Origin of the sequence: Blautia sp. MSJ-9 (genome assembly GCF_018919065.1) — a bacterium.
GTDB lineage: Bacteria > Bacillota > Clostridia > Lachnospirales > Lachnospiraceae > Blautia_A.
Window position 1 is genome coordinate 23,319 of the sequence record NZ_JAHLQG010000054.1, and the last position, 24,200, is coordinate 47,518.

A 24,200-nucleotide genomic window follows, 5' to 3' on the forward strand; every position below is an offset into this window, starting at 1 on the left:
AGGTGTTTTTGTATATTTTTGTTGGAAAATGTACAAAAATATCGAAAAATATATAAAAAACTGGTAAAATCATATTGTGAAAATACAGAACAGAAAATGAGGTGACTGTATGGCAAAGAAGAGAAGAAAACCGAAGATGGAATTCCGTTATTATCAGATGCCTGCCGGAAGTCCGATCCTGGCTCTTCTGGGACAGAAGTGGGTTCAGAATTATGGAAATGATGTGGATTATCTTCATTTTCACAATTATCTGGAGATTGGTTTCTGTTATGAAGGGGATGGATTTATGGCGTTTGGTGAGGCTGAAATGCGGTTTTCGGGAAGAGAATTTACGGTGATTCCGCCCAATTATGCTCATACGACTAACAGTGATCTGGGTACGGTTAGTAAATGGGAGTATCTTTTCATAGATGTGGAAGGTTTTATGAAAAAATTTCTGAACAATCCGGTAAAGGCTGAAAAAATGATCCAGAGAATATATTCTAAGGCTTTATTTCTGAAAGAGAATGAGTCTCCTTCCATAGCTGCAAAAATTCTTAAGATCATGAATATCATGCGTGAAGGAGAAGAATTTTATATTGAAGAATCCAGTGGAGTTCTTGCGGCATTACTTGTAGAAATTGCCAGACTGAACCGGGCATCACCGGAAGACAGGGTGGAAGAGGAAACAGGAAAACTTACAAATATGATCACCCGCGTACTGGATTTTGTTTCTTATCATTATATGGAAGACATTCGGATTGAGGATCTGGCGAAGATCTGTCACATCAGTGAAACTCATTTCAGAAGAGTATTTACATCGCATATGAAGGTAAGTCCTCTGGAGTATATTAATTCTGTGCGGATTCATACTGCCTGTGAATTTCTGCAGAAAACAGATATACCGGTGGCGGATATTGCGCACAAATGTGGTTTCACGACCAATTCAACGTTTAACCGGAACTTCAGACAGATAATGGGAGTGACGCCGGTTGAATGGAGAAAGCGGCCGGAGAATTATGAACAGCAGCTTTTGGATTTCGATATTCATTCAGAGGAAGGATGGTAAAAAGTTATGAACTATAAGATTGTGGAGCAGGTATCAAGAAAGAAAAAGAGCATGTCCGGAGTCCTGCGTGTGGTAATGATTGTTTTTGCAGTGCTTTTTGTGGTTATGGGAATCACGATTTCCCAGGCATTTATGCTTCCGGGATTTCTGCTTGCAGGGCTGTATTTTGTTTTTGATATATTCAGTCAGAAGGATTATGAATACACGATGGAAAACGGTCAGTTTGAAATAGATGTGATCTATGGCAAGAAGTATCGCAAAACAGCTCATATACTGGAACTGAGTAATCTGGAGACAGTGGCACCGCACTGGCATGAAAGTGTTGCAAGGTACAAAAAGAATGGTGGAACGGAGAAGCTGAAAAAATACGATTATACCTCTTATGATGAAGATACTCCTTATTATACAATGATCATCCGGGAAGACGGGCACAAAATAAAACTGCTTCTTGATCTTAATGAGGAACTGCTTCATGCGATGAAAACACAATATCCTGAAAAAGTCTATTTTGCATAAAATGAATTAAAAACTGTAAAATATGTACAAAAATTGAACGGAAAATTTATGAAATAAGAACAAAGGCCATTTTTAAAGACAAAAATATATATTTTTTTGTCCATGAAAGTGGCTTTTGTTATTAAAATAACATAGTAAATGAGAAAGTGAACAAAAAATATATTTTTAAATATTTTTAATAGTGCAAAATACATAAAATGGTCGAAATTGCACATTATGTGTGCGGTTATGCAAACTATACCTGAAAATCGGATGCTATAATCAGCTTACAAGCGATTCGGAAGAAAGAATAAGCTTAATAAAGGAGGACATAAATATGAGAAAAAAATTACTCGCAGTATTAATGACCGGTGCTATGGTAGCATCCTTTGCAGGATCAGCTACAGTTGTTTCAGCGAAATCTGATGATGACAACAAGTTAACCGTATGGGCATGGGATCAGAACTTCAATATCAAATCCATGCAGATCGCAGCAGATCAGTATGCAAAAGATCATGAGGGATTTTCTGTAGATATTATAGAGACATCTTCTGATGACTGCCAGACTAAACTGACAACAGCAGCAAATGCAGGCGATTACAGCACACTTCCTGATATCGTTCTTATGCAGGACAACAGCTATCAGAAATATCTGAAGAGCTATCCGGATGCGTTCACAGATCTGAAAGATATCAACATTAACTGGGATGATTTTGGTAAACTGAAACAGTCCTATTCCATGGTAGATGATACACACTATGGTGTTCCGTTTGATAACGGTGCTGTTATTGCATGCTATCGTACAGATATCCTTGATGAAGCAGGATATACAATTGATGATCTGACAGATATCACATGGTCCAAATTCATGGAAATCGGTAAAGATGTTCATGAAAAAACAGGCAAATATCTTCTTACAAGTGAAGCTACAGGCGGCGATACTCTGATGATGATGATGCAGTCCTGCGGAGCTAACTTCGTAAACGAAGATGGCGAAGCTTACATCGTAGGCAATGAAGTGGCAGAGAAATGTATCAATCTTTATGTAGATCTGGTTAAGAATGACGTTGTTAAACTTGTAAATAACTGGGATGAATATATCGCTACTATTACAGGCGGTGAGGCAGCAGGTATCGTAAATGGTAACTGGATCACAGCTACTCTGATGTCTACAGAAGACCAGAAGGGTCTGTGGCAGATTACAACAATGCCTAAAGTAGATGATGTTGATACAGCCACAAACTATGCAAACAATGGTGGATCTTCCTGGTATATTACATCCAACTGCCAGAATGTAGAACTCGCAGAAGATTTCCTTGCAAGCACATTTGGTTCCAGTACAGAGTTCTATGATGCAATCCTTCCGGAAGCAGGTGCAATCTCCTGTTATCTGCCGGCAGGTGAATCTGAGGTTTATAACGAGCCAAATGAATTTTTCGGTGGACAGCCAATCTTCTCAACAATTGTAGAATACTCTTCTCATATTCCGGAGTTCACAAAAACACCGTATCACTATGAAGCAAGAGAATGTGTCAACACAGCAGTTGTAAATATTGTAAACGGTACATCTGTAGAAGATGCTCTTCAGGAAGCTCAGGATACTCTGGCATTCAAGATGACTGAATAAATTCTGATCGCAGGATCAGATGATGTCAGGATTGCGGGAACAGTGAAACTGTGAAGCAATCTGTAGACAGTAATTAAGTGAATGAAAACAGGTAAGTGCGGGGGACTGCCAGCAGTCCCCCATTTTACTGCAAAGAGTTGGTAATTGTCCGGCAAAATGCTGAACAGTTACAGAGTTTTTTGAAAGGAGGAGTTCACGTGAATTCCAAGAAAAAAGGTATGTCTCTGCTTGGCAAGCAGAGAGCTGCAGGATGGATGTTTCTGGCCCCTGCAACTATCATGATCGCGATCATGAGCTTTTATCCAATGATACGTGCATTTATCATTTCCCTGCAGACCGGAGCCGGAGCAAATATGAGATTTGCAGATCCGATCTTCAGCAACTATAAACGTATTCTGGCAGACAAGGTATTTCAGCAGTCTATTGCAAATACATTCCTGTATCTGATCATTCAGGTGCCAATCATGCTGATACTGGCAATTCTTCTGGCACAGCTTCTGAATAACAAAGATTTGAAATTTAAGGGATTTTTCCGTACCTGTGTATTTCTTCCATGTGCGACATCCCTGGTATCTTATTCGTTGATCTTCCGTTCCATGTTTGCTACAGATGGTCTGATCAATAGTATTCTGATCAAACTTGGAATCTTATCTACCGGCTATAATTTCCTGGGAAATTCCGCCAGTGCCAAGATTGTAATTATCCTTGCGCTGATCTGGAGATGGACAGGATATAACATGGTGTTCTATCTGGCAGGACTTCAGAATATCGAATATTCTGTATATGAAGCAGCCAAGATTGACGGTGCCAATGGCTGGAAGACTTTCTGGAAGATTACAGTTCCGCTTCTGAAACCGACAATTATCATGACATTCATCATGTCAATTAATGGTACACTGCAGCTGTTCGATGAGTCTGTCAACCTGACAAAGGGTGGACCGGCAAACTCAACAATCACAATGTCCCACTATATTTACAATACATGTTTTATTAACGTACCAAACTTTGGATATGCAGCAGCAATGTCATTTATCATATTCATTATGGTAGCTGTACTTGCATTTATTAATTTGAAAGTAGGTGATACACGTGACTAAGAAAAACAAATCAGCCATTCAGAGAAGATTGATCCCAACTTATATTTTTCTGATCATCGTGTCATTTATTTCAGTATTTCCATTATACTGGATGATCTCAGCCGCAACTAATACATCCACAGATGTGTCACGTGGACGAATCATTCCGGGAAGTCATTTTATGGAAAACTTCCGTAATCTTACAGCCCAGCAGCCACTGTGGAGAGCACTTGGAAACTCTTTCTTTTATGCAATCCTTACTACAGTGATCTGTCTTCTGGTCTGCTCTATTGCAGGTTACGGATTTGAAGTTTACCATGATAAGTGGAAAGACAGAGTATTTTCAATCCTGCTTCTGGCTATGATGGTTCCGCAGGTTGCAACTATGGTTCCGTTGTTCAAAATGTTTTCCAAGGCAGGACTTCTGAATACAGCAGTAGGTTTTATCCTTCCGATTATTTCCACGCCGTTTATGATCATGATGTTCCGCCAGAATGCCAGATCATTCCCGGTTGATATTATTGAAGCTGCACGTATTGACGGACTCAGCGAAGTAAGGATTTTCTTCCAGATGTTCATTCCTACAATGAAATCTACATATGCGGCAGCTGCTGTTATTACCTTTATGAATGCATGGAACTCTTATCTGTGGCCAAAGGTAATCATGACAGACAACAAAGCGATGACCATGCCAATGCTGATCGCCAACCTGATCACAGGTTATGTGACAGATTATGGTATGCTGATGTGCGGCGTATTGTTCTGTTCTATTCCTACAATGATCGTATTCTTTGTATTACAGAAACAGTTTGCAGAAGGTATTACCGGAGCAGTCAAATAAAAAACTGAAAAAGAGAACACCCGGCAGATTACGAAAAGTAATTTTGCCGGGTGTTTTTTGTCTGTCTATAAATACATTTAAATTTCAGTAGGCATACAGGAAAAAATAGGGTAAAATAAGGCATATGCTGAAAGAATGGGAGAAAAGTTATGGGCATTGAATTAAATATTCTGGACTGGTTCCAGACTTTGCACACGCCGTTTCTGGACAAATTGATGGTGTTTATTACAAGTTTGGGAAATGCGGGGATTATATGGATCGTGATGACGATAGTATTTCTTCTGATTCCTAAAATGAGAAAAACAGGTGCAGTTATGGCGGCCGCTTTGATAATAGATTTATTGCTTTGCAATGTAATATTAAAAAATCTGGTGGCGAGGACAAGACCTTATGATGTAAATACAGGAGTGCAGCTTCTGGTATCCAGACTTCATGATTATTCTTTTCCGTCAGGACATACAGCAGCGGCATTTGCTTCGGTAACTGCTTTATATATGGCAGGAGAAAAGAAGCTGTGGAAACCGGTTCTGGTTCTTGCCTGCCTGATTGGGATATCAAGATTGTACCTGTATGTGCATTATCCCACAGATGTTCTTGGCGGAGTCCTTGCAGGTGCTGTATCAGGATATCTGGGATATCGGTTTGTCCATACCAGAAGAAAAGTGCTGACAGGAGGAAAAAGCGAAAGACAGGTATAATAAAAGGGTGCAGGTTATCTATGACCTGTACCCTTTTGTGCGTGTATTGGAGAAATATTACCGTATTCTTTTCTTTATCATTGGTCCGACGATCATGGCGATGATCATTTTTACCAGATCTGCCGGGATGAACGGGATTACGCAGACAGCCAGAGCTGCTTTGAAGGTGTAATCTGCAACCAGACAGAACCATATGGTTCCGAAAAGGTAGCATACGATGGTTCCGACAATCATACCTATAAGCTGGATCCATGGTTTGCGGCAGTTGTCGATTACCAGTCCGGCAATGACTGCCATTACGATAAATCCGATGATGTATCCGCCTGTAGGACCTGCCAGTTTGGCCGGACCGCCTGTGAAGCCGGAGAATACCGGAAGGCCAACAAGTCCGAGCAGAAGATAAATCAGATAACTGATGGTTCCTTTTTTCCATCCGAGAAGATACAGGGACAGGTAGATTGCCAGGTTGGTGAATGAGATTGGAACCGGGCCGATTGGAATAGACAGTGGGGCAAGAATACAGGTGACTGCTGCCATCAGTGCGGTCATGGTTATTTCGTAGGTTTTGCTGCGAGGTGCAGTAATGCTTTGTGTCTGGTTCATGTTAAAAACTCTCCTTTTAAGTTTGTCGATCATGCGGATTCAATTTCGTAAGTAAATCCTGCATCTGTGATAGTTTTTAAAGTATCTTCGATTCCCTGACCGCCTTCTGTCAGATAGCCGGATGCAAAGATGGAATCAACAACGCTGAGTAATTTTTTTTCTTCACCTTTGAAGTAAACTTCTCTTCCGGCAGCGCAGCGGATATCAGATTTTGGTACGAGAAGCCTTGCAAGGCAGAGGACTTTCATGCAATACTCTGTTGTCAGAACGGAGATATCGGCATTTCCAAGCGGAGTTCCCTTAATCGGCAGCAGGAAGTTGATTGGCAGTGCCTCAGGCTGGATTTCGCGCAGTTCGAGAAGCATATCAACCACATCTTCTTTACTTTCACCCATACCAATGATCCCGCCACTGCAGATTTCAAATCCCAGTCCCTGAAGCATATGGATATTCTGTACACGCTGTTCAAAAGTGTGTGTACTGCAAATATTGTGATAATAGGAACGGCTGCTGTTCAGGTTATGGTTTATTCGGTCCAGACCGGCTTCTTTCAGCATTCTGGCCTGTTTTTCTGTCAGGAATCCGATAGAGCAGCAGAGATGTGTTCCATGTTCTTTCATCTTGTGGATTCTGCGTGCAAGTTCTTCAATTTCTTTGTCTGTAAATTTCATACCGCTCAGACCAATGCAGTGTCTGGATAAATGATAATCGTTTACAAAATCATTGTCCTGATACAGCTTATCTTCATCTACCCATTTGTATTTATCAATATCTGCTGTAGAGCGGCAGGACTGTGCGCAGTAAGCGCAGTCCTGTGAACAGTTTCCGCTTCGTGCATTTGTGAGGATATGGATACTTACACGATTTCCTTTATATTTATAACGTAAACTTTTGGCGCGTTCGATCAGTTCGTCAAGCTTCTCATCCGGAGTATTTAAAATAGCAATTGCCTGTTCTCTGGAAATAGAATGACCCTCGTTTTCGTAAAAATCAGGATTCATAGTGATACCTTCCTTCCCTGAAAAAATTTGTACGGATATCACTGTAACATATAAAAGCGAGAAATGTCAACTATATATAAAAATAAAGTTTACAATCCTGGTTGGTTAGTTACTGTTCACACACAATGTCATTAACTTGAGTTATGAATCAGAGAATAGTATTAGAGAGTGGTTGCATTATTTTATGGAATTGCTATAGTTACCGTAGTAATAAATTTGTGGTAGGCATAATGAAAAAAGTACGGTAAAATAGATAGAGTGCAGAAAGTATTTTGCCAAAATAAAACAAAAGGGGGAAGGCCATGTCCGAAATAAAGAATAAGAAAAAGAAATCAAGTATTATTCAGATCAGTATCGGTGTTCTGGCAGTTATTCTGGCTATCCTTATTATCATAATGATGGGAATTGTCTCAGATATTCAGGGAACGGCCCGTATTGTAAATTATACCGGTTTAGTCAGGGGAGAGACACAGAGACTTATAAAACTGGAGCTTTCCACGCAGCAGGAAAATGAGATGATCCATGAGATAAGAACTTTTATTGACGGTTTGCGAAATGGAAATGATGAATTAAATCTTGTGCGTCTCGATGATGTTGATTTTCAGAATAAAATGCAGGAACTGGATGATAAATTCTCTGACCTGTATAAGAAAATTCATCTTGTGAGATTTAAAGGGGCCAGAAACACAGATATTATTCCGGAAAGCGAGAAGTTTTTTGTGATCTGTGATGAAGCAACAGGTCTGGCTGAAAAATATTCGCAGAAAAAAGCCACGTCCTTATCATTGCTTGAAAAATATATCACAGCAGATATAGTTGTGCTGATGCTGCTGATTGGATATGAGTTCATAAAAGCAATACAATATGCTGCAATGAACCGTCTGCTGCAGCGAAAAGTATATCTGGATGATGCGACAGGACTTCCGAACAAAAATAAATGTGAAGAATTACTGAGTGAGGAAGAACCGGATGCAGATACCGGTGTCTGCAGTTTTGATCTTAATAATCTCCGGCGTATTAATGACAGCAGAGGTCATGAAGCCGGTGATGCCTATATCCGTAGATTTGCTATCTGCCTGCGGGATTCCATGCCGGCTGAGCAGTTTGTGGGAAGAGCAGGTGGAGATGAATTTCTTGCAGTTACCCATGGACTGGACAGGGAACAGATGACACAGTGTCTTGAAAAGGTGCGCAGGGATATGACAGAGGAATCCAGAGTGTATCCGGATACTCCTTTAAGCTATGCGGTGGGATTTGCACTGGCCGGCGATTTTCCCGGAAGTACAATGAGAGAGTTGTTTAATTGCGCAGACAAAAACATGTATATCAATAAGAATCATGTAAAAAGGGAAGAGGCTGCAGCAGAAAAGCACCAGGGATATCAGCTGTTAAAGCTGCTTAATCAGCATGGCAGTAATTTCTCAGACTGTCTGTATTGTGATGCCAGGATGGATACCTATCGGGCGATTCGTTCCAGTGAAAATTTTTTCCTGGCCTCTGATGGTGCATATTCCGGTGCTGTGGAACAGATCATAGAGGAACAGATTGAAAAGTCCTGTCAGGCAGATATCCGTGAAGGACTGCAGATTTCGGAGCTTCAAAAGAAGATGCATACGAAGGAAGATGTGCTGGAATATGAGTATAATATCGGAAAACAGGGGGCATATAACCGCCTGACACTGATTCCGGTGGACTGGGATGAGGACAAAAAGCTGCATCATTTTCTTCTGGCATTTGAAACCATCCGAAAGACTTCTGAAGGCCAGACAGGGGCAAAAGAGCAGCTGCAGCTTTATTATGAACAGCTGAAACAGTCTATCCTGGAAAATGACAGCTATGTGGATGCACTTCTGGAATTGTCAGATGTGATCTATACAGTAAATCTGACAAAGGATGTTTTGGAAAGAAGAATCGTACTGAATGGAAAAGAACAGAAGAGCCGGGAGCTTTTTATGGACTACCCGCTTCCATGTTCTTATCAGGATTACTGTTGGGAATATGAGAAAAAAATCACCCAGGAAACAATTGCCGGTTACTGTATGACCGATAATTGTGAAAAGCTGCGTAAGAGGTTTGAAAACGGAGAAACAAATATGTCCGTGGAGTATTGTGCCCGCGAAGATGATGGAAGTATCCGATGGGTACAGAAAACAGTTCTTATGACCAGAGTGGTGATGTTTGATACAGAAATCCTTGCTGAGGTACCCATGATCTATGCAATCATTCTGTTGCAGGATACCACACAGAGGCATGAACGGGATGAGCAGGAACAGGCGCGCCTTCAGGCAGCCTTCAATGAGATGCGTGCCGAGAGCAGGGCAAAAACGAATTTCCTCAGCCGTATGAGCCATGATATCAGGACACCTCTGAATGGTATGATTGGTCTGTTAAAGATTGACGAGACTCATTTTGAGGATAAGGCACTGCTACGGGAAAATCATAAAAAGATGAAGATAGCAGCGGATTATTTGCTCTCCCTTATCAATGATGTTCTGCAGATGAGTAAAATAGAGGAAGGTCATATTGTTCTGACACATGAATATATCTGTCTCAAAGACCTGATCTATGAGATTGAGAGCATTATCACGCACAAGGCAGCAGATGGGGATATTCAGTGGATTTATGAGAAAAATAAGGAGGATATTCCTTATCCGTATGTCTATGGAAGCTCACTGCATCTTCGTCAGATTTTTCTGAATATCTATGGAAACTGTATTAAGTATAACCGACCGGGAGGAAAGATCACTACGGTAATGGAGGCAGCAGATGTACATGATGGAATCTGTACATACAGATGGACGATTTCTGATACAGGTATAGGGATGAGTCCGGAGTTCCTGAGCCATATTTTTGATCCGTTTTCACAGGAAAAAACAGATGCCCGGAGTGTTTATCAGGGAACCGGTCTGGGAATGGCGATTGCCAGGGGATTGATTGAGCAGATGAATGGAAGTATTGAAGTGACAAGTCAGGTGGGAGTTGGGTCTGTGTTTGTCATTACTATTCCTTTTGAGATTGCGCGGGAACAGAAAAAGGATAAGGAAATTGCTGAGAAATATGATATTCGTGGATTGCATCTGCTGGCAGCCGAGGATAATGAGCTTAATGCAGAAATCGTAGAAATGCTGCTGACAGATGACGGTGCCAAGGTTACAGTTGTAAAAAACGGCAGACAGGCAGTGGAGCACTTCGAAAGTAATCCTCCGGGAACCTTTGATGCCATATTGATGGATGTTATGATGCCTGTTATGGATGGCATTGCAGCAACAAAAGCCATACGTGCCATGGACCGGCCAGATGCAAAAACAATTCCGATCATTGCAATGACTGCAAATGCATTTGAGGAAGACGCAAAAAGATGTCTCGCAGCCGGCATGACCGCACATCTGGCAAAACCTTTCCAGATAGAGGATGTGGAAAAAGCCATTGTGGAGTGCTGTGGAAGGTGATGCCATCTGTAAGGTCTGTTGCAATCAGTAAATTATCATAAGCAGAGTTAAAAGTCCGGATGACGAAAATATGAGTAGAGAAAGGCGTAAGTCACAGAACTGAGAGTCCATCACATGAAGGCTGATAAGACTGATTGCTGAAAGAGTTTTCTCTGAGATTGGGCTACTGACATAGAATAAGAGAAGGTGCAAATCATAGAAATGTGGTTTGCACCTTCTTTTTTGCGTTCACCCACTGCAGAATTAATTGGATTAAGATGCATTATTTACGAGGATTGCTATAAGCAAATTATTTTTGAGGATTGTCATGGATTTTACGTAAGGCAGCAGTACTCTTACGTTCCATGATATCATAAGGAAATAATATTTTTAAATGCTTTGTATGCCCGCCTTCAATACGGTCAATCAGCACTTTGGCTGCCATCTGTCCCATTTCATCAAGAGGAATATGTGTGGTTGTTAATGGAGGGGTCAGATACTGAGCGGTATCAATATCATCTATGCTGGCAACTGATACGTCCTCCGGGATGTGAAGTCCATGTTCTTTGATTGCTTTCATTGCGCCGATTGCTGTTATGTCATCCGCACAGAAGAAAGCAGTTGCATCACAGCCATTGTTCAGAAGATGATGAACACCTTTATATCCTTCTTCCGTGGAATGAACAATATTGGCTATATATTTCTGATTGACGGAAATGCCGGCATCGGCTAAAGCAGAACAATAACCGGCATATCGGTTTTCGTTTTGAGTTTCGCCTATGTAAGCGATTTTGGTATGTCCCTGTTCAATAAGACGGGTTACGACATCATAACTGATCTGTGTTCCATCACATATAATTTGATCATATTTTGCGTCAAGATTATTCAGCCCTGAATAAACAACATACTGAAAATGTTTTTTCAGAAATTTCAGAAGTTCTTTATCACAACGACCTAAAACGGCAATGCCGTCAATATTATTACTTGCAATTAATCTTAGAGTAAAAGGGTCGTCGATATCAAAAGCAGAAAAGGTATATTTTAAAATATAATTGTGACGAAACGCCTCCTGTTCAATACTTTTTGCCAATGTAGAGAAAAAATAATCTGAGGCTCCATCCGGAACTCGTGCAAAAAGACAGGCAATGGAATGAAGCTGTTCTGTGGAAGACAGGTCAGATGAATCGGAAGTATTTTTCTTGGAATGCCTTGGGACATAATTAGTACGTTTGGCTATTTCCCATATTCGGTCTTGGACTTCCTTGCTGACAGGACTTTTAGTATTCTGGTTGATCACGCGTGAGACTGTTGAAATCGATACGCCTGCCTCTGCCGCAATTTCTCTCAGTGTCATAGGAGATCTCCTTTCCTGGTTACTAAATCTTTTAGGACGGCATAAAGATGCCGTATTGTTGTGGTAATTTGTAATTACAATGATAAGTATAGCGGATTTCAGAAGAAAAAAATAGCTATAATATGGAAAATGTGAGAAAATATAAGGCAAACGTTTGCTGATAAAAAGAATGATTTTTTTACAGTACATGATAAGATAAAATCAGAAACTATAAGAATTTCGGAAAATGTTCGGATTCTTATAAGAATGTATTGAAATTGGGGGAATCATAATGGAAGAAAAACCAAAAAGTAAAGGATATGTACTACGAAAATTATTTTTTGCATGTCTGTATCTCAGCACATTTACTTTCGGCGGCGGTTATGTAATTGTTACTTTGCTGAAAGAAAAATTTGTGGATCATTATCACTGGATCGAAGAAGATGAAATGCTGGATCTGGTTGCGATCGCCCAGTCTTCGCCTGGAGCAATCGCAGTAAACGGAGCGATTATTGTGGGGTATAAGCTTGCCGGCATACCGGGAATGCTGGTATCTGTCATTGGAGCGATCATTCCTCCTATGGTGATCTTATCTGTCATTTCTGTATTTTATGATGCGTTTTGTTCCAATTATTATATAGCGGCATTATTAAAAGGAATGACTGCGGGAGTTGGAGCAGTTATTATGTCTGTAGTGTATGATATGGGGAAAAATGTTGTAAAGTCAAAGGACTGGGTTAATGTGGTGATAATGATTATCAGCTTCTGTCTCAGCTATTTCCTGAATATTAACATTATCTATATAATACTTTCGGTAGCTGTATTTGGAATGGTACGGACAATAGTAAAAGGAGGCAGAGATAAATGATCTATATTCAGCTTTTTTTAAGTTTCCTTCAGGTCGGTGCATTGAGCTTTGGCGGAGGATATGCTGCAATGCCGCTGATACAGGAACAGGTGGTGAATCTGCACAGCTGGCTTTCCATGAGTGAATTTACGAATCTGATAACGATCGCTGAAATGACACCGGGACCGATTGCGGTAAACTCTGCCACCTTTGTAGGGATGCAGATAGCGGGAATCTTAGGTGCAGTAATTGCTACATTGGGATGTATTCTTCCATCCTGTATTATTGTAACCTTGTTGGCATATGTTTATATGAAGTATCGGAATATGTCCTTACTTCAGGGAACACTGGCATCTCTCAGACCGGCAGTTGTATCGATGATCGCCAAAGCAGGGGTAACGATTTTAATTTCTGCATTTTTTATTGATGGTACTGTAAATCTTATACGCCAGAATGTATGTGTGGAAATGATTATATTTTTTGTGATCGCGTTGGTACTGCTTCGTAAATTTAAAATAAATCCTATACTTGCAATGGTTTTGTGTGGTGTGGCAAATGTGGTTTTGAGCGCTGTAAAAAAAGCGTAAATCACTATATGATAAAGCAAACGTTTGTGTAATGACGGACTGCAAATAGTCAAATTAATCAGGTATATAACAACAGAAAATAAAGAGGTCAAAAAGATCAGAGTCTTTTTGACCTCTTTATCTTTTATAAACCGGTAAAATGGGTACAGATCTTTGAAAAAAAGTGAAAACGGACGGAAAAATAAAGAATAATATAAAATAATAATAAAAAATAGACAAAAAATAACATGACAAATTATACAAAATATCCAGATAACGTTTTCTTTAATTGTGCTTTTGTTTTTGAAAAAATATGTTAAGATAAGAATACAAAGTAAAAATAAATAAAACATATTCAGGAAAAACAAAAAGTTTATTGTAAAATGCACAATGAACAAAGAAAGGAAAATGGAATATGTCACAAAATGTATTAGTGGTACATGGAGGTGGGCCTACAGCAGTCATCAATGCATCCCTTTACGGTGTGATCGAAGAAGCAAAACGAAATCCGGAGGTTGGAAAAGTTTACGGAGCGATTGGTGGAACCGGAGCAATTTTTTCAGAAACTTTCATAGATTTGACTTCGTTTGATGATGAAAAATTGAAACTTCTTTTGCATACACCTGCTTCGGCAATTGGATCTTCCAGATATCCTCTATATGAAAAAGATTATGAAAAAATGGTGGATATCTTTAAAAAACATGATATTAAATATGTTCTTCTGAATGGCGGAAACGGAACTATGGATGCATGCGGACATATTTATGAGGTCTGTAAGGATCAGGATATCAAAGTTGTTGGAATTCCAAAAACGATTGACAATGATATCGCAATGACAGATCACTCACCAGGATATGGAAGTGCGGCAAGATTTATTGCAGCTTCTACCCAGGAAGTTGGTGAAGATGTAAAATCCCTTCCCATTCATGTATGTATTATGGAAGCCATGGGAAGAAATGCAGGATGGATCACAGCAGCTTCCGCACTTGCAAGAAGGAAACAGGGAGATGCTCCTCACCTGATCTATCTGCCGGAACGAAACTTTAATGAAGATGAGTTTCTTGAGGATGTATCCAGACTTCAGAAAAAGCAGGGTGGAGTAGTAGTTCTGGTAAGTGAGGGACTTCATGATGCAAATGGAGAATCTATTGTTCCTCCGATCTTTAAATCAGAAAGAGCTGTTTATTATGGAGATGTAAGTTCACATCTTGCGAATCTGGTAGTTAAGAAACTTGGCGTAAAAGCAAGAAGCGAAAAACCCGGACTTTGCGGAAGAGCTTCTGTAGCACTTCAGTCACCGGTGGACAGAGAAGAAGCAAGACAGGCCGGCACAGTTGCACTGAGGAGTGCTGTTGAAGGAAACAGCGGAGTGATGGTAGGTTTTGAACGGGTCCCGGGAACGGTGTATCAGATGAAAACAAAGCTTGTTCCTATCAAAGAAGTTATGCTTTATGAACGGAAGATGCCTGACAATTTTATAAATGAAAGAGGTAACGATGTAACACAGGAATTTGTTGACTGGTGTCGCCCGCTGATCGGAGATCCACTTCCGGAATTCCTGAACTTCAAGGATTATCTTTAAAACGAAAAATATACAAAACAAAAATGAAAATGTTCCATTGAAAGGAGAGTAACTATGGAAAAAAAGAAAAAAGGAGTAATGCAGTCTATCCCGGGATGGGCATGGGTACTGATTTCCCTTGCAGCAGCAATCCTGTTATGGTATGCATTATCCATTAATCCAAAAACAGCACGAAGCTTCCCGTTTATTCCGGCTATTCTTGAGGCAGCCAAACGAATGATTGATAATGGGGCACTGGGACAGGATTTTTGTAGTTCAATGATTTCAATCCTGGCCGGATTTGCACTCGGCTTTATAACCGCAGTACCGGTTGCATTTCTTATGGCATGGTACCTGCCGGTCAGAGGAGTTCTGGAACCATGGATTCAGTTTATTCGTAACATCCCACCTCTGGCATATGTACCGTTGGTAGTTATTACAGCTGGTGTTGGTAGAAAACCACAGATCATCGTTATCTGGATCGCAACATTCCTGATCATGACAGTTACAATCTATCAGGGTGTAAGAAACATTGATAATACTTTAGTAAAAGCAGCCAGAGTTCTTGGCGCAAAAGACAGAGATATATTTGTAAAAGTTATTTTCCCGGCAACAACCCCGTTTATTTTAACAGCTGTTCGACTTGGTATTTCCGTTGCACTGACAACATTGATCGCAGCAGAAACAACAGGAGCTACTGCCGGACTTGGAATGAGAATCCGTTCTCTGGCAAACAGTTTTGAAACAGCAGGCATGCTGATGTATATCATCATCATTGGTATCATCGGACTGGTAATGGAAAAAATCATTAAATTCTTAGAAGGAAGGTTAACAGGATGGCAGGAGAAGAGAGAGTGACAAAACTTAAGATTGATAACGTTAAAAAGATTTATCAGACCCGTAAGGGCGAGATGACTGCATTAAACGGAGTTAATCTTGATATTAAAGAAAATGAATTTATCTGTGTGGTAGGACCTTCCGGATGCGGTAAATCTACATTGCTGAATATTATCGCAGGACTGGATACTCCAACCAGTGGAGCTGTATACATTGACGGCAAAAAGATCGAGGGAACAGGTACAGAGAGAGGCGTTGTATTCCAGCAGTATGCATTGTTCCCATGGCTGACAGTTCTGAAAAATGTTATGTTTGGCTTGAAACTGCAGGGCAAGAGCGATGCTGAAGCAAAAGAAATTGCAATGAAATATATCAAGATGGTACAGCTTGAAGATTTCGTAAATCATTATCCAAAGGAACTCTCCGGTGGTATGAAACAGCGTGTTGCAATTGCAAGAGCCTATGCTGTAAAACCTGAAGTTCTTCTTATGGATGAGCCATTCGGAGCTCTGGATGCCCAGACAAGAACCCAGCTGCAGACAGAACTTCTGAAAACATGGGAAAGTGAAAGAAAAACATGTTTCTTTATCACGCATGATGTAGATGAGGCAATCATTCTGGCTCAGAGAGTTATCGTTATGAGTGCCAGACCTGGACGTATTAAAGATATTGTAGATATCGATATTCCATATCCACGTGATCAGGAGACAAAGATGAGCCCGAGATTTATGGAATTGAAAAATCATATCTGGAGTCAGGTATATCAGGAATATCTGGAAGTAAGAAAATAATGAATTTTGGCCGTTGCCGGTATGGGACGGTTTAGAATAAAGAGAAACTATTAAATACTACCCTAAAAAGCGGAAAAGAAAGGAAGTAGGACAATGAGAAAAACATGGAAAAAGTTAGCAGCAATGGCAGTAACAGCATCTATGGTCATTTGTGGCGGAGCAATGGGCGTAAGTGCAGCGACAGAGGAAGAACCGGAAAAAGTAACTGTAAATGTAGCTTATATGCCTGATTATGCAAGCTTAAATGGTCTTATCTCTGCAATTGAACTTGGATATTTTGATGATGAGAACATTGATGTACAGCTTACAGAGTTCTCCGATGGACCGACAATCATTCAGGCTATGGAATCAGGATCTATTGATGTAGGATATATCGGACAGGGAGCTCATAAACTCTGCATCAACGGTAAGGCTGATATCTTTGCACTGGCACATGTATCCAATGGTGATGCTGTAATCGGAAGCAAAGAAAAAGGAACAGATACAATTGAAGGATTAAAAGGAAAAACAATTGCTTATTCCTCTGGAACATCCAGTGAAGATATCCTGAATAAAACCCTTGCAAAAGGAGGTATGACGATGGATGATATCACAGCAATGGATATGGATGCAACAAACATTGTAACAGCAATGCTTTCTGGCAGTGTTGATGCGTGTGCAACATGGGTACCGAACTCTTTGAAAGTTCTTGAGGAACTTGGAGATGATGGTGTACAGCTGACAGATAACAAAACATTTATTGATCAAACTGTATCTCTTGCAAGCTGGATTGCAATGCCGAAATATGCTGAAGAAAATCATGACGTACTTGTAAGATTTGCAAGAGCTCTTTACAAAGGATTTGACTATCGTGCAGACCACAGCCATGATGATGAAGTGTGCGGCTGGATTGCTGACAAGATTAAACTTGAAAAAAATTCCCTTCTTGATCAGGTAGAAGTAGCAGACTGGACAACAAGTGAATTCATCAGGGATCATATGGATGATGTCAAAGGCTATTATGAACTACAGCAGAAATCATTTGTTGAGAGCGGTGACTGTGAAGAAACACCAGTTGATAATTATGTTCTTTTCGATGTAATGGAAGAAGCTTGCGCAGAAGAATAATAAAGATTACAGGATTACACAGACAGCAATGTCTGTGTAATCTTTGAGAAAATATACACTCGTGTGTATATCGGAAATAAAGAAAATGCTCCGGAAAGGAACAAGACGGTGGAAAGCAGACAAAGGAAAGTAACGAGAAAAGATGTCGCAGAAGAGGCAGGGGTATCTGAAACTATTGTTTCGTATGTACTTAATAAAAATCGTTATGTAAAAGAAGAAAAAAGACAGCGTGTCCTTGAAGCTGTGGAAAAGTTACAGTATCAGCCTAATAATATTGCCAGGGCTCTTCACGGAAAGGGCAGTCTGCAAATTCTTTTTATTGCAGAAGAACTGAGCAGTGGCTACTTTTCTGAAATGGTAAGCCAGATGAGCCGGGATGCCTACAGACAGGGGTATATGATTTCTCTTTGTGAAAGTCAGAAGGAAGATGAATTTGTAAGCCATATTCTCAGCAGACAGTTCGATGGTCTGTTTGTCAGTGCATCCGGTGTAACAGACAGTCAACTGAAACTTCTGGTAAAGTCAGGGATTCCTATGGTACTGTTTTTAAACCGGGAGATTAACTGCGAACTTCAGGATACGGTTCTGGTGGACACGGGACTTTATGAAGGCAGCAGGGAGTGTGTCCGACATTTGTCAAAAAATGGATGCAGAAATTTTATTTATCTTGATAAACTGGGAAAACCTTGTGACAGGGATATTCATTTGAAGGGATTTTTGGATCAGGTAAAAGACCTGGGAATTGTTTTTGCACCGGAACAGAAGATTTCCGGATGTGAGAATATAAAAGAACTTGAAGAAAAGCTGCGGTCTTTGCTGGAAAAAAATTCTTCTATTGATGCAGTAGTGGCGCGATATGATGAGCTGGCAGCTGTAGCGCTTTCTGTAGCGCGAAAGATGGGAAAAAAAGTGCCGGATGATCTGTTGGTGATAGGATTTGATAATGATTTTATAAGTAATTATGTAAGTCCGACTCTTACAACTGTAGAGATTCAAAAAGAAGAAGTGGGAAGAGCTGCAATGGAAGCACTTCTTGCATTGATTCGAAATGAAAAATTGGATAAAGAAATAAGTTTTGCAGCGAGACTTATTATACGGGAAAGCACAGAGAAAAACAAAAATAAATAAAACCTGCTGTAAAGGCAGGAGAAAGAAGTGAAGGTATGTTAGTTACAAGCAAGGAAATGCTGGAAAAGGCACGCAGAGAACATTATGCAGTACCGGCAATGAATACACAGGGTGGAAACTATGATATTATCTGGGCAATCTGCAGAGCAGCGGAAGAAATGCATTCACCTGCGATCCTGGCTCATTATGTAGCTACAGGAGCATATTCCGGAGATGACTGGTTTGTAGAAGTATGTAAATGGTGTGCAAATAAAGTAAGTGTACCGATTGCGATCCATCTGGATCATGGTGACAGCTTTGATATCTGCATGAAATCATTAAAGAATGGATTTACTTCTCTGATGATCGATGGCTCTACAAAACCGATTGAAGAAAATGCCAGACTCACAAATGAAGTGATCAAGGTGGCAAAATGTTTCGATATTCCTGTGGAAGCAGAGATCGGAGAACTTTTAAGATTAGATGAAGCCGGTGCTCAGATGGAGAATAAAAATGTAGCAAATCCGGAGCAGGTTCGTCAGTTCCTGAATCTGTGTCAGCCGGATTCTCTGGCTATTGGAATCGGAAATGCTCATGGATATTATAAGGGTGAACCGGATATCAAACTGGAAGTTCTGGAAGAAGTAAGGAAATTTACAGATATTCCATTTGTTCTTCATGGATGTACAGGTATGAGAGAAGATATCATCAAAGAAGCTATTAAACTTGGTGTTGCGAAAATTAACTTTGGTACAGAAATCCGTTATAAATATGTAGAACATTATGAAGAAGCATTGAAGACAAATCATCAGGGACATTCATGGAAACTGTCACAGCTTGCAAATGATGCTCTGACAGAAGACATCAAAAAGATCATCCGTCTTGCAGGTTCAGAAGGAAAGGCCTGAGAAGATAAAAGCAATTAAAATAAAATCACAAGGGAAAATTAAATTCAGGAGGAAATATAAATGAAAAAAAACAGTGAACTGACTTATAAAGAAATGTATCAGCAGCCGGCTTCTTTTCAGGCTGTCAATGATACTCTGGAGGATATTTTCAAAACTCTGGACAAGGTATTCTTCGATGAGAAAAAATATGATGAGCTGATCTTTACAGGATGTGGAACTTCTCTTTACCTGGCACAGGCTTCAGCAGCAGCTTTTTCCACTTATACAGGAATTCCGGCAAAGGGAGTTCCATGCTCTGAGCTGTATTATTTCCCGGAAACTTATGTAAAAGAAGGAAGAAATGTGCTGATCCTTCCGATCACCAGAAAAAGCTATACTACAGAAGTAAGAATGGCTATTGATAAAGTTCGTACTTATCCTCAGGTTACTACACTGGCTATTACCTGTGATAAAGACAGTGAAAAATATAATGACTATTACATTCTTTCACCGGATACAGCTGAAGACAGTGTTATCATGACCCGTTCTTTCACAAGTATGTTATATATGGCAGTTATCATGGCTATGTATATAGGTGGTAAGAAAGATGAAATTGCTGCAATGAAAGATTATGCTCCATATTCTGAAAAGGTTCTGAAAGAAATGGATGAACTGTCTGCAAAAATCATGAATGAGCATAAAAACCTGAATCTCTACATTATTCTTGGACAGGGTATTTATTATGGTGTTGCCAATGAATGTATGAATAAGATGAAAGAAATGGGACTCAGCAATTCTGAAGGATATTATGATCTGGAATACCGTCATGGACCAATGAGTCTTGTAGATGAAAATACACTGATCGTGTGCTTAAGCAATAAAGCCTGCAGAGATGGTGACAAAGCACTTATGGAGCAGATGAAGAGTTACGGTGCAACAGTTGCAGTTCTTGGCGGAGAACTGGGAGATACCTTTGATCAGATCGCTGATTATGTATATTCCATGGATAAAGGCTGGAATGATATGCAGTACAGTGCGATCATCGGATTTATCGGACAGCTTCTGGGATATTATATTGCAGACAGCAAGAATCTGGATGCAGATTCACCGAGACACCTGACACAGGCTATTGTATTGAAATAATTAAAGAAAAGACTCCCGGCAGGAAGAAGTGATACCGGGAGTCTTTTCTATTACTGAGGAGGAAGACTTGCAAAAGTCTTACGTCTTCTGTTAAGTTTTCCGCAACTGTCTCTTTTGGCAATGTAAAATGGAAGAGAGATACGCATGGGAAGGCGATGTCCGCCGTTAATACGGTCGATCAGGGTTTTTGCAGTTATTCTTCCAAGTTCCTCCAGAGGAATATGTACTGTGGTCAGCATGGGAGAAAGATACTGAGCTGTCTCTATATCATCTACGCTGATAACAGAAATATCTTCCGGTATTCGAAAATTTTTTTCTTTTAATGCGTGAATGACTCCGATAGCAGTGGTATCGTTGGCACAGAAAATTGCAGAGATATCTGCCTTATTGTGCATCAGGATATTAGCACCTTTGTAACCGCCATCTGCAGAAAGATGTACATTACTGGTATTTTTCTGCAAAAACGGAAGACCAAGTTTAGCAAGTGCATCTTTATAACCGCTGAAACGTACTTCATTATTCTGTTCACCTACATAACCGATTTTCGTATGTCCGAGTTCCACAAGATAGGAAAGGGCACTATAGGAAATATCACTTCCGTCACAAACTACCTGGTCATATTGGGTTCCCATTGGATTCAGACCTGTATAAATCACATTTTTATAATTTTGAGTAAAGAAGCGCAACAGCTGTTTCTCATATCGTCCCAGAATTACGATTCCGTCTACAGGAAATTGAGCAAGTTGTCGTGCCATATCGGGATTTGCAATATCCATGGCTGTAAATGACTGACGGATAAAATAGTTGCTTTTGAAGGCCTCCTGTTCAATCGCTTTTGCAATCTGTGAGAAGAATGGATCGGAAACAGCGGAATTACTTCTTGCATAAATACAGGCAATGGATTTGGGCGTTGTATTCTGAATTTGAGCTTTTTGTCCTAATTTGAGGCTTCGGGCTGTCGCATTGGGAGTATAACCGCTTTTGCGTACGATTTCCCATATACGTTCCTGAACTTCCGGACTTGCCGCTTTTGTATTTTTCTGGTTTATTACTCTGGAAACCGTAGAAACAGAGACATTTGCCTGCCTGGCAATTTCTTTTAATGTCATAATAACTCCCCGCAATCTTTTATACGACTATTTTCTAAAACTATGTGCAAAACAGAAAATCAGAGTCTTCTGTTTTAAAAAAGTCGTTCAGAACCCCGTCGGGGGGTTCTGAACGACTTTAATTATACAGTAAATTTATAAAAAAAAACAATAAAAAGAAAGAAAACGTTTGCGTACTTTGAATGCAAAATCAACTCAAAGTTATTGATAAAAAAGTAAAAACTTATATAATTTTTGATAGAGTACATAAAACTAAAGTGGAGGTGCTTAAATTTATGGGGAAAACATTGTATTTAGAGTGCTATTCAGGGATTAGTGGTGATATGACTGTCGGTGCACTTCTTGATCTGGGGGCGGATAAGGCAGTTTTGGACAGGGTACTGCAAAGTCTTCCTGTATCAGGGTTTCAGATAAAAACCGGCAAAGTGGTAAAATCCGGAATTGCAGCCTGTGATTTTGACGTTATGTTAGATAAAGATCATGAAAATCATGATCATGATATGAAGTATCTGCATGGTCATAATGAGAATACTGCGGGAGAGTCTGAGATTCATATACATGAACATATTGCTGCAGACCATGTATGTGCACATGAGACAGAATCTGCGCATTGTCATCATCACCATGAACATAGAGGGGTGAAAGAAATTGCACATATTATAGAACATAGTGCAATGACTGACAATGCAAAAAAGATTGCTTTGAGAATATTTGAGATTCTTGCAAAAGCAGAGAGCAAGGCACATGATGTGCCTGTGGAGCAGGTACATTTTCATGAAGTCGGGGCAGTTGATTCCATTGTAGATATTGTATCTGTGGCAGTCTGTCTGGATAATCTGGATATTACGGATGTAGTTGTACCTGTACTTTATGAAGGCTGCGGAACTGTCCGCTGTCAGCATGGAATTTTACCAATTCCTGTTCCTGCAGTTGCGAATGTGATAAGCGAAAATCATTTGTGTATAAAGGTGACAGCTGTTGAGGGGGAACTTGTAACACCTACAGGTGCTGCTATTGTGGCAGCAATAAGAACGAAAGATAAGCTTCCGGAGGAATTTGAAATAAAGAAAATAGGGATTGGAGCCGGAAAACGTCAGTATGAATGTCCCGGAATCCTCAGAGCAATGATTATTTCTTAGAAAACGTTTGCGCAGATTCCAGGCAAATTTGCATGGAATTCGTTGATTAAAAAAATTTTATCTACTATAATAAATACAACAATAAAGGTAACGAGCTGGATAATAAATGAAAGGAAGTAAAGCAATATGGGACATAGTTATTATAGCTATACAAAGGAAGAGTTAGTGGGTAATGGACCGAAGCTTCCAGTAATTGTTATGGAAGACAATGCAGAAGTATTTCATTCTATGGCAGTTGAAATGGTGGATGAGATCAGAAAACATAACGAAAATGGAGAAAAAACAGTATTTATCTGTCCTGTAGGTCCTGTAGGACAGTATCCATATTTTGTAGATATGGTTAATGAGCAGAATATCAGCCTGAAAAATGTATGGTTTATTAACATGGATGAATATCTGGATGATGAGAAACAATGGATTTCAAAAGATCATCCGTTAAGCTTCAGAGGCTTCATGCAACGTACAGTTTATGATAAAGTTCGCCCGGAATTGGTAATGCCGGAAGATCAGAGAGTATTTCCGGATCCGAATCATCCGGAATATATTTCTGAACTGATTGAAAAACTGGGGGGCGTTGATATCTGTTTCGGTGGAATTGGAATTAATGGTCATGTAGCATTTAATGAAGCAGATCCATCCCTTACAAATGAAGAATTTCTTGCTCAGAAAACACGTGTTCTTGAAATTACCAAAGAGACAAGAACAGCAAACGCAATCGGTGATTTCAACGGAGCACTGGAAGATATGCCTCATTATTGTGTTACCATCGGAATCAATGAGATCTCTCATGCAGGAAAGATCCGCCTTGGCTGTTTCAGAAACTGGCATCGTGCAGTAGTACGAAGAGCTGCATATGGGGAAGCAACTTCTGATTTCCCGGTATCTCTTCTTACTTCACATCCGGATATTAACCTGAAGATAACAGAATTTGTTGCAGCACTTGACTGAGATAGTCG

21 protein-coding genes and 1 pseudogene are annotated in these 24,200 nt (G+C 40.0%); 18 read left to right on the forward strand and 4 right to left on the reverse strand.

Annotation, left to right across the window (positions count from 1 at the left end; all coding sequences use genetic code 11):
* The first annotated feature begins 109 nt into the window (after positions 1–109).
* From KQI87_RS15435 to KQI87_RS15460, 6 genes are all read left to right on the forward strand, one after another.
* A complete protein-coding gene (locus KQI87_RS15435; protein ID WP_253292558.1) occupies positions 110–1,048 on the forward strand; it encodes a helix-turn-helix transcriptional regulator in 939 nt (312 codons plus the stop codon).
* Between the two features lie 6 nt (positions 1,049–1,054).
* Entirely contained in the window at positions 1,055–1,564 is a 510-nt protein-coding gene (locus KQI87_RS15440; RefSeq protein ID WP_216460885.1) for a hypothetical protein, read from the forward strand.
* A 316-nt stretch (positions 1,565–1,880) separates the two neighbouring features.
* Complete coding sequence (locus tag KQI87_RS15445) at positions 1,881–3,170, forward strand: ABC transporter substrate-binding protein (protein ID WP_118137245.1); 1,290 nt, start codon at positions 1,881–1,883, stop codon at positions 3,168–3,170.
* A gap of 197 nt (positions 3,171–3,367) precedes the next feature.
* Positions 3,368–4,267 carry a carbohydrate ABC transporter permease gene (locus KQI87_RS15450; protein WP_117675981.1) on the forward strand — a complete coding sequence of 300 codons (900 nt, stop codon included), beginning with the start codon at positions 3,368–3,370 and terminating at the stop codon, positions 4,265–4,267.
* The gene (locus tag KQI87_RS15455; RefSeq protein ID WP_178762164.1) at positions 4,260–5,087 is read left to right on the forward strand and encodes a carbohydrate ABC transporter permease; all 828 of its coding nucleotides are present in this window, start codon (positions 4,260–4,262) and stop codon (positions 5,085–5,087) included. Before KQI87_RS15450 ends, KQI87_RS15455 begins: the two co-directional genes overlap by 8 nt.
* Before the next feature lie 149 nt (positions 5,088–5,236).
* Positions 5,237–5,785: a phosphatase PAP2 family protein gene (locus KQI87_RS15460; RefSeq protein ID WP_216460886.1), complete on the forward strand. Its 549-nt coding sequence runs from the start codon at positions 5,237–5,239 to the stop codon at positions 5,783–5,785.
* Positions 5,786–5,842: 57 nt separating this feature from the next.
* Here the strand turns inward: KQI87_RS15460 and KQI87_RS15465 are convergent, their stop codons facing one another.
* Positions 5,843–6,388, reverse strand: coding sequence for a biotin transporter BioY (locus KQI87_RS15465; protein WP_216460887.1), 546 nt, complete (start codon positions 6,386–6,388; stop codon positions 5,843–5,845).
* Positions 6,389–6,417: 29 nt separating this feature from the next.
* Complete coding sequence (bioB, locus tag KQI87_RS15470; protein WP_216460888.1) at positions 6,418–7,389, reverse strand: biotin synthase BioB; 972 nt, start codon at positions 7,387–7,389, stop codon at positions 6,418–6,420.
* Between the two features lie 302 nt (positions 7,390–7,691).
* Here bioB and KQI87_RS15475 point away from each other — a divergent pair, with 302 nt between their 5' ends.
* Complete coding sequence (locus KQI87_RS15475) at positions 7,692–10,838, forward strand: ATP-binding protein (RefSeq protein WP_216460889.1); 3,147 nt, start codon at positions 7,692–7,694, stop codon at positions 10,836–10,838.
* Between the two features lie 289 nt (positions 10,839–11,127).
* On the opposite strand, the gene KQI87_RS15480 is transcribed toward KQI87_RS15475, so the two are convergent.
* Positions 11,128–12,171 (reverse strand): LacI family DNA-binding transcriptional regulator, encoded by a 1,044-nt coding sequence (locus KQI87_RS15480; protein WP_216460890.1) that lies wholly within the window; start codon positions 12,169–12,171, stop codon positions 11,128–11,130.
* Between the two features lie 271 nt (positions 12,172–12,442).
* Here KQI87_RS15480 and KQI87_RS15485 point away from each other — a divergent pair, with 271 nt between their 5' ends.
* The 9 genes from KQI87_RS15485 to KQI87_RS15525 all read left to right on the forward strand — a co-directional run bounded on the left by KQI87_RS15485 (position 12,443) and on the right by KQI87_RS15525 (position 20,996).
* Positions 12,443–13,018, forward strand: coding sequence for a chromate transporter (locus KQI87_RS15485; RefSeq protein WP_118611040.1), 576 nt, complete (start codon positions 12,443–12,445; stop codon positions 13,016–13,018).
* A complete protein-coding gene (locus tag KQI87_RS15490; protein ID WP_055152218.1) occupies positions 13,015–13,584 on the forward strand; it encodes a chromate transporter in 570 nt (189 codons plus the stop codon). The genes KQI87_RS15485 and KQI87_RS15490 overlap by 4 nt, the downstream gene beginning before the upstream one ends.
* A gap of 394 nt (positions 13,585–13,978) precedes the next feature.
* Positions 13,979–15,145, forward strand: coding sequence for a diphosphate--fructose-6-phosphate 1-phosphotransferase (locus KQI87_RS15495; RefSeq protein WP_055200301.1), 1,167 nt, complete (start codon positions 13,979–13,981; stop codon positions 15,143–15,145).
* 54 nt (positions 15,146–15,199) lie between these two features.
* A complete protein-coding gene (locus KQI87_RS15500; RefSeq protein WP_118569765.1) occupies positions 15,200–15,982 on the forward strand; it encodes an ABC transporter permease in 783 nt (260 codons plus the stop codon).
* Positions 15,961–16,752 (forward strand): ABC transporter ATP-binding protein, encoded by a 792-nt coding sequence (locus KQI87_RS15505; protein ID WP_055152213.1) that lies wholly within the window; start codon positions 15,961–15,963, stop codon positions 16,750–16,752. The genes KQI87_RS15500 and KQI87_RS15505 overlap by 22 nt, the downstream gene beginning before the upstream one ends.
* Before the next feature lie 93 nt (positions 16,753–16,845).
* Positions 16,846–17,859: an ABC transporter substrate-binding protein gene (locus tag KQI87_RS15510; RefSeq protein WP_216460891.1), complete on the forward strand. Its 1,014-nt coding sequence runs from the start codon at positions 16,846–16,848 to the stop codon at positions 17,857–17,859.
* Positions 17,860–17,967: 108 nt separating this feature from the next.
* Entirely contained in the window at positions 17,968–18,987 is a 1,020-nt protein-coding gene (locus KQI87_RS15515) for a LacI family DNA-binding transcriptional regulator (RefSeq protein WP_216460892.1), read from the forward strand.
* A gap of 35 nt (positions 18,988–19,022) precedes the next feature.
* On the forward strand, positions 19,023–19,874 hold the full coding sequence (locus tag KQI87_RS15520) for a class II fructose-bisphosphate aldolase (protein WP_216460893.1): 852 nt from the start codon (positions 19,023–19,025) through the stop codon (positions 19,872–19,874).
* A 60-nt stretch (positions 19,875–19,934) separates the two neighbouring features.
* A complete protein-coding gene (locus tag KQI87_RS15525; protein WP_216460894.1) occupies positions 19,935–20,996 on the forward strand; it encodes an SIS domain-containing protein in 1,062 nt (353 codons plus the stop codon).
* A 50-nt stretch (positions 20,997–21,046) separates the two neighbouring features.
* Here the strand turns inward: KQI87_RS15525 and KQI87_RS15530 are convergent, their stop codons facing one another.
* A complete protein-coding gene (locus KQI87_RS15530; protein WP_216460895.1) occupies positions 21,047–22,105 on the reverse strand; it encodes a LacI family DNA-binding transcriptional regulator in 1,059 nt (352 codons plus the stop codon).
* Between the two features lie 275 nt (positions 22,106–22,380).
* Between KQI87_RS15530 and KQI87_RS15535 the strand changes: the two are divergent.
* Positions 22,381–23,238 (forward strand): annotated as a pseudogene (locus KQI87_RS15535) (LarC family nickel insertion protein); the annotation flags it as partial.
* 132 nt (positions 23,239–23,370) lie between these two features.
* Complete coding sequence (locus KQI87_RS15540) at positions 23,371–24,192, forward strand: glucosamine-6-phosphate isomerase (protein ID WP_216460896.1); 822 nt, start codon at positions 23,371–23,373, stop codon at positions 24,190–24,192.
* Positions 24,193–24,200 lie beyond the last annotated feature (8 nt).

Excerpts from the sequence above, each read along its gene's own strand:
- KQI87_RS15510 (WP_216460891.1), top strand. The coding sequence starts at position 16,846 with ATGAGAAAAACATGGAAAAAGTTAGCAGCAATGGCAGTAACAGCATCT.
- KQI87_RS15465 (WP_216460887.1), bottom strand. The coding sequence starts at position 6,388 with ATGAACCAGACACAAAGCATTACTGCACCTCGCAGCAAAACCTACGAA.
- KQI87_RS15500 (WP_118569765.1), top strand. The coding sequence starts at position 15,200 with ATGGAAAAAAAGAAAAAAGGAGTAATGCAGTCTATCCCGGGATGGGCA.
- KQI87_RS15485 (WP_118611040.1), top strand. The coding sequence starts at position 12,443 with ATGGAAGAAAAACCAAAAAGTAAAGGATATGTACTACGAAAATTATTT.
- KQI87_RS15475 (WP_216460889.1), top strand. The coding sequence starts at position 7,692 with ATGTCCGAAATAAAGAATAAGAAAAAGAAATCAAGTATTATTCAGATC.
- KQI87_RS15445 (WP_118137245.1), top strand. The coding sequence starts at position 1,881 with ATGAGAAAAAAATTACTCGCAGTATTAATGACCGGTGCTATGGTAGCA.
- KQI87_RS15530 (WP_216460895.1), bottom strand. The coding sequence starts at position 22,105 with ATGACATTAAAAGAAATTGCCAGGCAGGCAAATGTCTCTGTTTCTACG.
- KQI87_RS15520 (WP_216460893.1), top strand. The coding sequence starts at position 19,023 with ATGTTAGTTACAAGCAAGGAAATGCTGGAAAAGGCACGCAGAGAACAT.
- KQI87_RS15495 (WP_055200301.1), top strand. The coding sequence starts at position 13,979 with ATGTCACAAAATGTATTAGTGGTACATGGAGGTGGGCCTACAGCAGTC.
- KQI87_RS15480 (WP_216460890.1), bottom strand. The coding sequence starts at position 12,171 with ATGACACTGAGAGAAATTGCGGCAGAGGCAGGCGTATCGATTTCAACA.
- KQI87_RS15505 (WP_055152213.1), top strand. The coding sequence starts at position 15,961 with ATGGCAGGAGAAGAGAGAGTGACAAAACTTAAGATTGATAACGTTAAA.
- KQI87_RS15490 (WP_055152218.1), top strand. The coding sequence starts at position 13,015 with ATGATCTATATTCAGCTTTTTTTAAGTTTCCTTCAGGTCGGTGCATTG.
- bioB (WP_216460888.1), bottom strand. The coding sequence starts at position 7,389 with ATGAATCCTGATTTTTACGAAAACGAGGGTCATTCTATTTCCAGAGAA.
- KQI87_RS15540 (WP_216460896.1), top strand. The coding sequence starts at position 23,371 with ATGGGACATAGTTATTATAGCTATACAAAGGAAGAGTTAGTGGGTAAT.
- KQI87_RS15525 (WP_216460894.1), top strand. The coding sequence starts at position 19,935 with ATGAAAAAAAACAGTGAACTGACTTATAAAGAAATGTATCAGCAGCCG.
- KQI87_RS15435 (WP_253292558.1), top strand. The coding sequence starts at position 110 with ATGGCAAAGAAGAGAAGAAAACCGAAGATGGAATTCCGTTATTATCAG.
- KQI87_RS15460 (WP_216460886.1), top strand. The coding sequence starts at position 5,237 with ATGGGCATTGAATTAAATATTCTGGACTGGTTCCAGACTTTGCACACG.
- KQI87_RS15440 (WP_216460885.1), top strand. The coding sequence starts at position 1,055 with ATGAACTATAAGATTGTGGAGCAGGTATCAAGAAAGAAAAAGAGCATG.